This is a genomic window from Botrimarina sp., assembly GCF_040219535.1.
In the GTDB taxonomy this organism is placed as follows: Bacteria; Planctomycetota; Planctomycetia; order Pirellulales; family Lacipirellulaceae; genus Botrimarina.
The window spans coordinates 183,706-195,699 of the sequence record NZ_JAVJSH010000016.1; the positions used below are offsets into that span (position 1 = coordinate 183,706).

Below are 11,994 nucleotides of genomic sequence, written 5' to 3' on the forward strand. Positions count from 1 at the left end.
AGCCGACGGGCCAGCCCGCCGGTCAGCCCAGCGGCCGTTCCGCGAGCCCGCCCACCTCGGCGCCGCCGAGGCCGGCGGCCTCCGCTACGCCCCCGATGCCTAGCGCGACGAGCGGCCAGCAACGCACGCCGCCGCCCATCCGCACCGCGACGGCGAACCCGCCATCGCGGCAGCCGTCGCCGCCGCCGGCCAGCGCGAGCGGCTCGTCGACCACGATCCGCCAGCTCGAGCCGCCCGCCCCCACCCGCGCCGGCTCAAGCCCGGGCGGTTCGTATGGCCGGCTCGAAGGGCTAGACGACTTGCTCCCGCCGCGAACCTCCGCCACGCCCAGCCGGAGCGGCGCCGCGCCCGAACGCTCCACGAGCGGCGGCGCCCCGTCCGTTGGCGACGATCCGTTCCGCAGCTCCAGGACCCCTGCGCCGACGCAGCCCCCCGCAAGGCAGTCGTCGGCGGCGGACTTTGGCGACTTTCCCTCGCAGCCGCCACCGCGGACGACGCCGCCGGCCGACCAGCCGCGGGGCTCGTCCCCACCGCCGCGCGAGGCGCCGGCCTCGCCCCCCGCGGCGACGCCCCCCTCGGCAGAGTCTTCGCGGCTAGAGTCTTCGCGGCTGAGGTCGAGGGCCGAATCGCCGGCTGCAACGCAGGTCGACCCGCGCGAGCGACGCACGCAGCAGATCCTCGCCGCGATGCTCACGCCGCATAGCGATTCGCGGCTGGGGGGCACGCCGGTGCGGCTGGCCGAGGTGGTCGCGACCGCGTCGACCCGCCAAGAGCAGAGCGAGCGGGTCCAGGCTTACTGGTACCTGACGTCGGCCGTGGCGGACTACTACCTGGGGCTCGCCGAGGTCGAAGAATTCGGCCGCCTGCGGCAGCAGATGAGCACGTTCAGCGCGACGCTGAGAGAGGAAGAGACCAAGCAAGCCGCGCGGGTGGCGACGGCGTTGCGGGCGGCCCAGGCCGCCCAGATGAAGCTCGGGGGGCTGATCGGGCGGAGCAACCCGCTGCCCGCCGACACGCCATTCTGCGGGCCTTATCGGACACGCTACGACCAGTTGTTCACGGGCGAACAGCGACCCGAGGCCGCGCTGCTCGACTCGCTGCTGCCGCTCCGGTTGGCCGAGCTCCACGCGGCGGCCGACGCGATCGACCGCTCGAACGCTTGGATCGACCGGGTGAAGCGCGACGGCGGCGGGTCGGACGGTTCGGGCCTGGTGAGGGCGCTGGAGTTGGTGGCGCTCAACCGCCGCGCGTTCGTGCAGCTGGCGCGCGATTACAACTTGCAGATCAACCGGTACACCGAGCTGGTCGCGCCGGACCGTGTCGACACGCCGCGGCTAGTGGCTATGCTCATCCGTACGCCGCAGGGCTCGGCGCCGCGTGGCGGCGCCGACCCGATGGTCGCCGGCTTCTCGGCTGGCGGCGCGAACAGCGCGAGCCGATCGCTCCAGCCCGGGTCGTCGCGGCGTTAGCAGGCGACCCGCCGCCCGCCCCCCGCGCAACGCATGCCCAACGGCGTCACCGCTATCGCCGCCCGCCCCGCCGCGCCGGCCCCGGAGGCCGGCGCCGCGCCGGATGTCCGCCCGCTGTGGATCGGCGACCTAAAGGTCGACCCGCCGATCCTGCAGGCGCCGATGGCGGGCTACACGAACTACGCGTTCCGGCAGATCGTGCGCGGCTTCGGCGGCGCGGGGCTGCTGGCGACCGAGATGGTCAACGCGCGGGGTTTCGTGTGGCTCGACGAGCAAGAAGCGACCCATCCCGACCGGCTGTGGGGCGTGGCGGACGAGCCGCGGCCGCTGGCGGTGCAGATCTGGGACAACGACCCGGAGACCCTGGCGAAGGTCGGCCGCCGGCTGGCGCGGGAGTACGGCGTGTCGGTGGTCGACATCAACTTCGGCTGCCCGGTGCGGCAGGTGACCGAGCGCGCCAAGAGCGGCTCGTACCTGCTCCGCACGCCGGAGAAGATGGGCGAGATCATCCGCCGCGTGGTCGAGGCCTGTCACCCCACGCCGGTCACCGCCAAGACGCGCCTGGGCTGCAGCCGCGACCGGATCAACATCGGCGAGGTCGCCCAGATCGTCGAAGAAGCGGGCGCCGCGGCGTTGACCGTGCACGGGCGCACCGCGGCCGACATGTTCCGGGGCCACGCTTCGTGGGACCTGATCCACGAGGTCAAGCGTCACCTGCGCGACATCCCGCTGATCGGCAACGGCGACCTCGATACGCCGGAAAAGGTCGTCGCCGCGTTCCGCAATTGGGACGTCGACGGCGTGATGATCGCCCGCGCGAGCCTCAACAAGCCGTGGCTGTTCGCCCAAGCGGCGGCCGCGCTGAAGGGCGAGCCGGTCCCGCCCGATCCGACGCTCGAGGAAGAGCGCGAGCTGATGATCGAGCACTTCCGCCTGGTGTGCGAGCGATTCGGCGAGGAACGCGGCGCGGTGCTGATGCGTAAGTTCGCTTGCTGCTACGCGCAGGGCCGCCCCGGGGCGCGGGAGTTCCGCAAGCACGTGGTGGCGATCCAGACGGCCGACGAGTTTTTCGCCGTGGTGAACCGCTGGTTCCCGCGGGGCTGACGCTCTCCCGAAGGGCAGGCGCTCGGTCGCGGACGGGGCGGGCCGCTTTGCAACGCGGCGAGCGGCGGAGCACAATGCGGGGGAGGCCCGATCCCCCGCCCCCGCCAGCCCGCCCGACCGCGATGCCCGCCACCGCCACGCTGCTCCGCTTGACCGCCGTGGCCCTGGCCGCCGCGCCGGGCGCCGCCCCCGCCCGCACGTGGACCGACGCGTCGGGCCGCTACACGATCGAGGCCGATCTGGTCGCGTTTGACGACGACCAGGTCATCCTCCAGCGCGACGCGGACGGCGAGCTCGGCAGCCTGCGGTTGGAGGACCTCTCCGAAGCCGATCGGAAGTACGTCGAGAGCGACGAGGCCGGCGCGAAGAGTTCCCAGTTGATCGACGCGCCGCAGGTGTGGACGCTCCGCTCCGGGCTGAAGGCGCCGGGCCGGCTTGTCGACTACACGCGGCGCGAGGTGACGGTCGCCCGCCGGCGGGGGAGGGTGTACGTCAACGACCGGCCGCTGGAGAGCCTGCCCAAGCTCTATCAGCAGATCGTGCCGAGGATCGTCGGCAACTACGAAGAGAACCGCGTCGACAGCGCCGTGTCGCTCGAGCGGTGGCTCGTGAGCCGCCGGGGCCAGCCGCAAAGCTACACGGTCGACGGGGTCGTCATGGAGCTGGCCGACGGCGCCGAGTACGCGGTGCCGTTCTTCTTGTTCTCGGACGAGGACCTCGAGCTACTCCGCCCCGGGTGGGAGGCGTGGCTCGCCGCGGCGGGCGAGCACGACTTGCAAGAAGACCGCTCCTTCGAGCTGCAGTCGCTGGCGGCCGCCTTCCAGCAAGACGCGCAGCAGCGGCAGCAGATCGCGCGGCTGCAACTGATGATGCAGGCCGTGGATGCCGGCGCGACGTCGCTGTGGGAGGTGACGCTCTACCCGGCCGCGGGGACGAGCGGGGCGCCGTTGTGGAAGGTCGTGCCGGGGCGCGACAGCCGAATGGCCGCGCAGGCCGCGCTGGCGAGCAGCCCCGGCTTCACCGTCGGGCCCGTGCGACGCGTGAGCCGCTGACGCACCGCCGCCCGCGCGGCGGTGCGCAGGCGTGTCCTTGGAATCGATCCAACGAGAAGGAGTCTCCGCTTGTCGACCGCCGTCGAACCCAGCCCCGAGTCCGAAACCGAGTCGCTCGAAGCGTTGCGGGAGGCCCTCGCGCAAGAGGAGTCCAACGCCGAGCAGATCGTCGCGTTGCTCGGCCCGCTCGACTCGCGCGACACGGCGCGGCTCGTCTGCGAGCTGGACCAGCAATCGCAGGCGAAGCTGCTCACGCGGCTCTCGCCGTCCGAGGCGGTCGAGCTGCTCGACGACCTGCCGGAGGTGACCGCCATCGAGGCGATCCAGGCGATGCCCGCCGAGGCGGCCGCCGGGATCGTCCACGAGCTGGCCTCCGACGACCAGGCCGACCTGATCGGCTCGATGGAGTCCGACGCGGCGGCCGCGGTGCTAGCCGAGCTCGACGAGGACGAGGCCGAGCGGATCGCCGAGCTGGCCTCCTACGCCGACGACACGGCCGGCGGCCTGATGGCGACCGAGGTCGTCGCGCTACGCGACATCGCCACGGTCGCCACCACGCTCCGCCGCCTGCGGAGCCGGGCCGAGCAGCTCCGCCGGTTCGACGTGCAGTACGCGTACGTGGTCGCCAAGGGGCGGCGCCTGGTGGGCGTGCTGCGGCTGCGCGACCTGCTAATCGCCGACGAGTCGCTCCGCCTGGCGGACATCATGGTCGCCGACCCGCTGGCGGTCCCCGCCGAGAAGCCGCTCGAAGAGCTGGTCGCGTTCTTCGACGACCACGCGTTCATCGGCGCGCCGGTCGTCGACGAGCAAGGCCGCCTGCTGGGCGTGGTGAGCCGCCGCGCGGTCGACGAGGCGGCCGAGGCCCAGGCCACGAGCGACTTCCGCCGCTCGATGGGTGTGGTGACCGAGGAGCTGCGCTCGATGCCCACGCTGCGCCGCAGCCGCATGCGGCTGTCTTGGCTGAGCGTGAACATCCTGCTGAACGTGGTCGCGGCCAGCGTGATCGCCGCCTACCAAGAAACGCTCAGCAGCGTGATCGCGCTGGCGGTCTTCTTGCCAATCATCTCGGACATGTCCGGCTGCAGCGGCAACCAAGCGGTCGCGGTGAGCATGCGCGAGCTGTCGCTCGGCCTGCTGCGGCCGACCGAGTGGCTGCGGGTGTGGTCGAAGGAGGCCACGATCGGCGCGATCAACGGGTTGGTCCTCGGCGGACTGTTGGGGATTGTGGCCGGGGTGTACGGGAGCAACCCGTGGCTCGGCCTCGTAGTGGGGGGCGCGCTGGCGTGCAACACGCTCGTCGCGGTGATCCTGGGGGGCACGATCCCGCTCGCGCTGCGGCTCGCGCGGGTCGACCCGGCGCTCGCTTCGAGCCCGATCCTGACCACGGTCACCGACATGTGCGGATTCTTCGCCGCGCTGAGCCTCGCTAGCCTGCTGCTCGACAAGCTGGTCTGAACCGGCCGTGGCGGCCGCGCCGGTCCCGGGCCGCGGCGTCCGCGGCTTCGCTGCGTAAGGAATCACCGAAGATGGTCGCGGCCGGATGGCTCGGGTTGGGACTCGTGGCGCTGGTGATCGGCGCGGAGATGCTCGTGCGTGGCGCGAGCCGGCTGGCGCTCGCGGCCGGCGTGGCGCCGCTCGCGGTCGGGCTCACCGTGGTCGCTTACGGCACCAGCGCCCCCGAGGTGGCGGTCAGCGTAAAAGCCGCCCTGAGTGGCCAAGCGGACATCGCGCTGGGCAACGTGGTGGGGAGCAACACGTGCAACGTGCTGCTGATCCTCGGCCTGTCGGCCCTGGCCGCGCCGCTGGCCGTTTCGGCGCAAATCGTGCGCATCGACGCGCCGCTCGTGGTGCTGGTGTCGGGGCTGACGGTCGCGCTGGCTTGGGACGGCAGCCTGGGACTCTCCGACGGGCTGGTGCTGCTCGCGCTGGCGGTAGCGTACACGGCCATGCAACTGGTCATGGCCGGGCGGGAGCGGCAGGCGCCCGCGGCCGACGCCACGGGCGAGGGGGGGCCTTCGGTCTTGCGCTCGTGCCTGCTGGTCGCGGCGGGCCTGGCGTTGCTGGTCGCCGGCTCGCGCTGGATGGTCGACGGCGCGGTGCGTCTGGCCGAGGGGTGGGGCGTGAGCCAGTTGGTGATCGGGCTGACGATCGTGGCGGTGGGCACGTCGCTGCCGGAGCTGGTCACGTCGGTCGTGGCGAGCCTCCGCGGCCAACGCGACATCGCGGTGGGGAACGTCGTCGGCAGCAACTTCTTCAACCTGACCGCGGTGCTCGGCGCGGCGGCCACGGTCGGGCAGGGCGGGGTGGCGGTCACCGACGAGGCGCTGCGGTTCGACCTGCCGGTGATGGTCGCCGTGGCGCTGGTGTGCCTGCCGATCTTCTTCACGGGCATGACGATCGCACGCTGGGAGGGCGCCCTGCTGGTCGCGTACTACGGCGCGTACGTGGCTTACCTGCTCCTCGCTGCGCAGCGGCACGCGTCGGCAGCCGCGCTGGGCGACGCGCTGCGGTGGTTCGTCGTGCCGATCACCGCCGCGGTGCTGGGGGGGCTGGCGCTGGCCGAGTGGCGGCGCCGCCGGTGAGCCGCGGGGCAGCGCCGCGTCAGTCGTCTCGGGACGGCGGGTCGCCCTTGAGCACGAGGGTCAGGCAGAAGCCGACCAGCGCGAGCACGAAGCCGATCGACAGCGTCATCACGATCCAGCCGCCGGTGGTCATCAGGGGCCTCGGGTGGGGGGTGCGGGAGTCGCGGGAATCGCGGTCTTGGGGCCGACGGGGGGCCGACGGGGTGGGGGCCTAGATGCCTTCGCCGCTCTCGCCCTGCTCGAGCCCGTCGAAAGAGCCGTCGCCGCTCCACCGGCGGCCGGCCACATGGATCAGCAGCAGCAAGAAGGCCGCGACGGTCGAGATGAACAGGATCGACCCGAGCACGACCGGGTTGTCGCCGATCTGCAGCAGCCGCGGCCCGAGATCCTTGTACACAGAAATAGCGAACAGCCCGATCAGGTACAGCGGCACGAAGTACTTCAGCAGGTACTGGACCGGCGTGGGAATAGCGAATCGCGCGCCCTCGCTGGAGATCTCGGCGCCGCGTCGGATCCCCAGGCACCAGCCGTAGAGGACCGACTGGATCAGCGCGAGCACAACGATCAGCGTGGTCCCGACCCAGAAGTCGAAGGTGTCCAGAGCGAGCATCCCCTGGGAGAACCAGAGCACGAAGCCCGACCCGAGCGCCGACAAGAGCCCCAGCAACGACGCCGACGCGGGCCGCTTCAGGCCGAAGCCCTCCTCGAAGAACGCGATCACCGGCTGCAGCATCGACAGGCTGCTGGTGATCGCGGCGAGGAAGAGCATGAAGAACCACAGGAAGCCGAAGAGCCGCCCGGCGGGCATCTGCGCGAACACGTTGGGCAACGCGTTGAAGCCGAGACCGAACGTGCCCTGATCGCCGACGGCGGCGCCGAGGAACAGGAACGCCGCCGGGATGGTGATGAGGCCACCGAGGCAGACCTCGAAGAACTCGTTCATGCTGCTGGCGGTCAGGCCGCTCAGCACGACGTCGTCCCGCCGCTTGAGGTAGCTGGAGTAGTTGATGATCACGCCGAAGCCGACCGACAGGCTGAAGAACACCTGCCCCGACGCGGCGAGCCACGTGCCCGGCTTGGAGAGCGCCTCGAAGTTGGGGTTCCACATGAACCCGAGGCCGTCCAGCACGGTCCGGCCCGACTCGGTCGGCGGCAGCGTGAGCACGCGGACCAGCACGATCAGCGCGCAGACGACCATCGCCGGGATCGCCACCTTGCAGAAGCTCTCGATCCCCTTCGCGACGCCGCGGTAGATCAAGATGAAGTTCAGCACAAACGTCAGCGCGACGAGCCAAACCAGGCTGCTCCCGCCGCCAGGGGTCAGCAGCACGCCGTCCTGCCGCGCGCCGACGAACTGGTCGAAGTACGCGCTGTACGCTTCCGGGTCGCTGCCGAGCATCAGGTCGCCGGTCAGGTAGCTCCACGCGTAGCCGAGGCACCAGGCCTCGATCACCACGTAGTACATGTAGATGACCAAGGGGATCAGCAGCGCGGGCATCGCCAGGTACTTCGAGATCCAGTGCGGCCACACCGCCGTGAAGACCCCCGGCGCCGAGTTGAAGCCGCGCGAGCCGCCGTACCGCCCCATCGTCCACTCGGCCCAGCAGAGCGGGATGCCGAGCACCAGCAGCGAGATGAAGTAGGGGATCAGGAACGCGCCGCCGCCGTTCTGGGCGGCCTGGCCGGGAAACCGCAAGAAGTTGCCCAGCCCTACCGCCGACCCGGCCACCGCGAGGATCACGCCGAGCCGGGATCCCCATCCGTCGGGAATACGACCTTTGCGAGGGGGCTCGGACGGGGGGGCTGGCCGCGCCGGGTCGGTCGGACCGTACGGGGCGTCGGACTTGTCGGGCATAGCGTGCTGGGGAGTCGGGCGAGCGAAAAAGGCCCCTAAAACGGCCGTGTCGGGGGCGTTGCGGTGCGCCTGGCGGCAGGCATAGGAGTCGAGAAGCGCTTGCGAGTCAAGGCTTTACGGCGGAGCTAATGCGACCGGGTCTCATTTAACACATTATCGGTTGTCGAAAATGCGAGCCGGGATACGATACCCACGGTATGACGCTAAGCGACGACTCCGACGGCCTGTTACTCGATCACCTCCGGCGCCACCGCGCCGCGTCGGTGGGCGAGTTAGGCGACCTGCTGGGAGTCACCGCGACCGCGATCCGCCAGCGGCTCAACCGGCTGATGGCCGAAGGCCTGATCGAGCGGACGCGGCGGCAGCCCCCCGCCGGCGAAGGCGAGAAAGCCGGCCGGGGCCGCCCGAGCTACGACTACCGGCTCACCGACCGCGGCCGCGAGGCGGCGGGCGACAACTTCAACGACTTGGCTCAGATCCTCTGGGACGAGGTCCGCAGCATCGACGACCCGGCGGTCCGTATCGGCTTGGTGAAGCGCGTCGCCACGCGGCTCGCCAAGAAATACTCGGGCGCTGTCGGCGGCGACGACTTGGCCGAGCGTATGCGGGCGCTGGTGCGGCTGATGGGCGAGCGTGACGTGCCCGTCGACGTTGACGAATCGGGCGGTTTGCCGGTTCTCACGATGCTCGCTTGCCCGTACCCCAAGCTGGCGGAGCACGACCGGGGCATCTGCTCGGTAGAGAAAGTGATGCTCTCGGAGGTGCTCGGCCAGGGCGTGCGGCTGAGCGAATGCCGGCTCGACGGCGGCGGCTGCTGTTCGTTCGAGCCCAGCTCCAACAGCGCGCCCCAAACGCCTGCGGCGGCCGGCGACTAGCGCCGGCGGCCGAACACGGAACAACACCGAGGCGGCCCGGCGGTCGCTTCCACCCGACAAACTCACTCCCCGTTACCAACAGCACGATGGCGAAAACGCTCCGAATCACCGACCTGCACGCCAGCGTCGACGGCAAGCCGATCCTCAACGGCGTGAGCCTCACGATCAACCGCGGCGAGACCCACGCCTTGATGGGGCCCAACGGCTCTGGCAAGAGCACGCTGGGCAACGTGGTGATGGGCCACCCGTCGTACGAGGTGACCGAGGGGTCAATCGAGCTGGTCGACGCCGACGGCCACGTGACCGACGTGCTCGAGCTCGACGCGTCCGAGCGCGCCCGGGCCGGCCTGTTCATGGCGTTCCAGCGGCCGATGGCGATCCCCGGCGTGAAGCTGGCGGACTTCCTCCGCCACGCCACCAGCAACGTGCGGAACCCCGACCGCAAAGAGGGCGAGGGGCTGATCCCGATGCGGGAGTTCCGCAAGGAGCTGAAGGGCAAGATGGACCACCTGCGGATGGACACCGAGTTCGCACGCCGGTACGTGAACGACGGCTTCTCCGGCGGCGAGATGAAGCGTGCGGAGATCCTGCAGATGGCGATGCTGCGGCCCAAGTTCGCCATCCTCGACGAGACCGACTCGGGCCTCGATGTCGACGCGGTGAAGCTCGCCAGCGAGTCGATCGCCGACATCTCGGCCGACACAGAGTCTTCGGGGGGGAACGGGGCCGACGGCGCCATGGGCGTGCTGATCATCACGCACCACGACAAGCTCCTGGAGCGTAACCGCCCGGACTACACCCACGTGATCCTCGGCGGCCGGATCGTCGAGACCGGCGGGGTGGAGCTCGCCCACGAGCTGCACCAAAACGGCTACGACCGCATCCGCGCCGACCACCCCGAGGCCGACAAGCTCAACAAGCAGATGGCCGACAAGGAAGCCGTCGCGGTCTGAATTTCGATTCCCATCAGAGACCGCAGGGAAGGGAAGCGACCACGGCCTTCCCTGGGGCGCCAATAAAGCAGAGAGAACCCATGGCTACCGACACGATCCCCACCCCGGCCGACCTCGACACCCCCGTCGACGACGTGCCGCGCGAGATCAACAAGTACGACTTCATCACGCAGACGACCGGCGTGTTCAAGGCCCGCAAGGGTCTGAACAAAGAGGTCGTCGCCCAGATCTCGGAGATGAAGGGCGAGCCCGATTGGATGCGCGACTTCCGCCTGCGGTCGCTCGAGATCTTCGAATCTAAGCCGATGCCCAAGTGGGGCGGCGCGATCAACATCAACTTCGACGACGTCTACTACTACCTGAAGCCCACGAAGGGCCAGGGGAAGACCTGGGACGAGGTCCCGGCCGAGATCAAGGAGACCTACGACAAGCTCGGCATCGTCGAGGCCGAGCAGAAACGCCTCGTGGCTGGCGTGAAGGCGCAGTTCGAGAGCGAGGTCGTTTACGGCTCGCTCCAAGAGGACCTCGGCAAGCAGGGCGTCCTCTTCACGGACACCGACACCGCGGTCAGGGAGCACCCCGAGCTGCTCCGCGAGTACTTCGGCAAGATCATCCCACCGGAAGACAACAAGTTCGCCGCGCTCAACTCGGCCGTGTGGTCCGGCGGGTCGTTCATCTACGTGCCGCCCGGCGTGCACATCGACTTCCCGCTGCAGGCCTACTTCCGGATCAACGCCGAGAGCATGGGCCAGTTCGAGCGCACGCTGATCATCGTCGACGAGGGCGCTTCGGTCCACTACGTGGAGGGCTGCACCGCCCCGATGTACACGACCGAGAGCCTGCACTCGGCCGTGGTGGAGGTGATCGTCAAGAAGAACGCCCGCGCCCGCTACACGACGATCCAGAACTGGGCGAACAACATCTACAACCTTGTGACCAAGCGGGCCGTCGCGTACCAGGACGCGCTCATGGAGTGGGTCGACGGCAACCTCGGCAGCCACCTGACGATGAAGTACCCGGCCGTCTACATGATGGAGCCGGGCGCACGGGGCGAGATCCTCTCGATCGCGTTCTCGTCGAAGGGCCAGCACCAGGACGCCGGCGCAAAGGTCGTCCACTGCGCGCCCAACACGAGCAGCCGGATCGTCAGCAAGAGCATCAGCAAGAACGGCGGCCGGAGCAGCTACCGCGGCCTCTGCAAAGTGGAAGAGGGCGCCACCGGCGTGAAGAGCAACGTCGTGTGCGACGCGCTGATCCTCGACCCGCAAAGCCGCAGCGACACGTACCCGTACATCGAGGTCGAGGAGCAGGACGTGCAGATCGAGCACGAGGCCTCGGTCTCGCGGATCGGCGAGGAGCAGCTCTTCTACCTGATGAGCCGTGGCCTCACCGAGGCCGAGGCCAGCTCGATGATCGTGTCCGGCTTCATCGAGCCGCTCGTGAGGGAGCTGCCGATGGAGTACGCCGTCGAGATGAACCGCCTGATCGAGCTGCAGATGGAAGGCAGCGTCGGGTGAGCCGTCGTTCTGGGAGAGAGGCCGATGTCGACCGTTACCGATCGCAAGACCGAAGCGCTGATCGCAGAGCTCTACAAGGTCGAAGGGAAGGCGGAGATCGTTGGCGGGAGAATCGTCCGTATGAGTCCAACCGGCGATGAACCGGCCCGCGCCGGTGGGGTGGTGTTCGCCTCGCTCCTGCGATTTGAAGAGAAGCTGTCGGGGCATGGGCGAGCCTACCCGGACAACGTGGCGTACCTAGCCGACCTCCCGAACCGCAAGTCCTTCGCCCCCGACGCGTCGTACTACACCGGCCCCCGCGCCGGCATGAAGTTCCTGCCGCAGCCGCCCGACTTCGCCGTCGAGGTCCGCAGCGAAGGGGACTACGGGCCGGCAGCCGAGGAGGCGATGGCCGCCAAGCGGGCCGACTACTTCGCCGCGGGGACGAAGGTCGTCTGGGACGTCGACCTGCTCGGTGAGGACACCGTCCGGGTCTACCGGGACGACGACCCAACCAACCCAACCACCTACAAGCGAGGCGACATCGCGGAAGCCGAGCCGGCCGTGCCGGGCTGGACGATGCCAGTCGCCGACTTGTTCGAATGAGT

General features: G+C 69.8%; 11 protein-coding genes. 9 read left to right on the forward strand and 2 right to left on the reverse strand.

All coding sequences use genetic code 11. The annotated features are described in order from the left end of the window. Positions 1-22: 22 nt before the first annotated feature. A complete protein-coding gene (locus tag RIC11_RS08640) occupies positions 23-667 on the reverse strand; it encodes a hypothetical protein (protein ID WP_350210312.1) in 645 nt (214 codons plus the stop codon). A gap of 19 nt (positions 668-686) precedes the next feature. Between RIC11_RS08640 and RIC11_RS08645 the strand changes: the two genes are divergently transcribed. The 5 genes from RIC11_RS08645 to RIC11_RS08665 all read left to right on the forward strand — a co-directional run bounded on the left by RIC11_RS08645 (position 687) and on the right by RIC11_RS08665 (position 6,207). Continuing rightward, positions 687-1,469, forward strand: a complete 783-nt coding sequence (locus tag RIC11_RS08645; RefSeq protein ID WP_350210314.1) for a hypothetical protein — start codon at positions 687-689, stop codon at positions 1,467-1,469. Positions 1,470-1,502: 33 nt separating this feature from the next. Next, positions 1,503-2,573, forward strand: coding sequence for a tRNA dihydrouridine synthase DusB (gene dusB, locus RIC11_RS08650; RefSeq protein ID WP_350210316.1), 1,071 nt, complete (start codon positions 1,503-1,505; stop codon positions 2,571-2,573). Positions 2,574-2,695: 122 nt separating this feature from the next. Continuing rightward, on the forward strand, positions 2,696-3,625 hold the full coding sequence (locus RIC11_RS08655; RefSeq protein WP_350210318.1) for an SHD1 domain-containing protein: 930 nt from the start codon (positions 2,696-2,698) through the stop codon (positions 3,623-3,625). 69 nt (positions 3,626-3,694) lie between these two features. Beyond that, positions 3,695-5,080 (forward strand): magnesium transporter, encoded by a 1,386-nt coding sequence (gene mgtE, locus RIC11_RS08660; RefSeq protein WP_350210320.1) that lies wholly within the window; start codon positions 3,695-3,697, stop codon positions 5,078-5,080. 71 nt (positions 5,081-5,151) lie between these two features. Continuing rightward, positions 5,152-6,207: a calcium/sodium antiporter gene (locus RIC11_RS08665; protein ID WP_350210322.1), complete on the forward strand. Its 1,056-nt coding sequence runs from the start codon at positions 5,152-5,154 to the stop codon at positions 6,205-6,207. 211 nt (positions 6,208-6,418) lie between these two features. On the opposite strand, the gene RIC11_RS08670 is transcribed toward RIC11_RS08665, so the two are convergent. After that, a complete protein-coding gene (locus RIC11_RS08670; RefSeq protein WP_350210323.1) occupies positions 6,419-8,062 on the reverse strand; it encodes a sodium-dependent transporter in 1,644 nt (547 codons plus the stop codon). Between the two features lie 197 nt (positions 8,063-8,259). Here RIC11_RS08670 and RIC11_RS08675 point away from each other — a divergent pair, with 197 nt between their 5' ends. From RIC11_RS08675 to RIC11_RS08690, 4 genes are all read left to right on the forward strand, one after another. After that, positions 8,260-8,937, forward strand: a complete 678-nt coding sequence (locus tag RIC11_RS08675; RefSeq protein WP_350210325.1) for a helix-turn-helix transcriptional regulator — start codon at positions 8,260-8,262, stop codon at positions 8,935-8,937. A gap of 86 nt (positions 8,938-9,023) precedes the next feature. Continuing rightward, on the forward strand, positions 9,024-9,890 hold the full coding sequence (sufC, locus tag RIC11_RS08680; RefSeq protein WP_350210327.1) for a Fe-S cluster assembly ATPase SufC: 867 nt from the start codon (positions 9,024-9,026) through the stop codon (positions 9,888-9,890). A gap of 80 nt (positions 9,891-9,970) precedes the next feature. Continuing rightward, the gene (gene sufB, locus RIC11_RS08685; RefSeq protein WP_350210329.1) at positions 9,971-11,407 is read left to right on the forward strand and encodes a Fe-S cluster assembly protein SufB; all 1,437 of its coding nucleotides are present in this window, start codon (positions 9,971-9,973) and stop codon (positions 11,405-11,407) included. A 24-nt stretch (positions 11,408-11,431) separates the two neighbouring features. Beyond that, a complete protein-coding gene (locus RIC11_RS08690) occupies positions 11,432-11,992 on the forward strand; it encodes a Uma2 family endonuclease (protein WP_350210331.1) in 561 nt (186 codons plus the stop codon). The last annotated feature ends 2 nt before the right edge of the window (positions 11,993-11,994 follow it).

Coding starts and splice junctions, on each gene's coding strand:
- RIC11_RS08645 (WP_350210314.1), top strand. CDS start 687: ATGCTCACGCCGCATAGCGATTCGCGGCTGGGGGGCACGCCGGTGCGG.
- sufB (WP_350210329.1), top strand. CDS start 9,971: ATGGCTACCGACACGATCCCCACCCCGGCCGACCTCGACACCCCCGTC.
- dusB (WP_350210316.1), top strand. CDS start 1,503: ATGCCCAACGGCGTCACCGCTATCGCCGCCCGCCCCGCCGCGCCGGCC.
- RIC11_RS08670 (WP_350210323.1), bottom strand. CDS start 8,062: ATGCCCGACAAGTCCGACGCCCCGTACGGTCCGACCGACCCGGCGCGG.
- RIC11_RS08665 (WP_350210322.1), top strand. CDS start 5,152: ATGGTCGCGGCCGGATGGCTCGGGTTGGGACTCGTGGCGCTGGTGATC.
- RIC11_RS08655 (WP_350210318.1), top strand. CDS start 2,696: ATGCCCGCCACCGCCACGCTGCTCCGCTTGACCGCCGTGGCCCTGGCC.
- RIC11_RS08675 (WP_350210325.1), top strand. CDS start 8,260: ATGACGCTAAGCGACGACTCCGACGGCCTGTTACTCGATCACCTCCGG.
- RIC11_RS08690 (WP_350210331.1), top strand. CDS start 11,432: ATGTCGACCGTTACCGATCGCAAGACCGAAGCGCTGATCGCAGAGCTC.
- sufC (WP_350210327.1), top strand. CDS start 9,024: ATGGCGAAAACGCTCCGAATCACCGACCTGCACGCCAGCGTCGACGGC.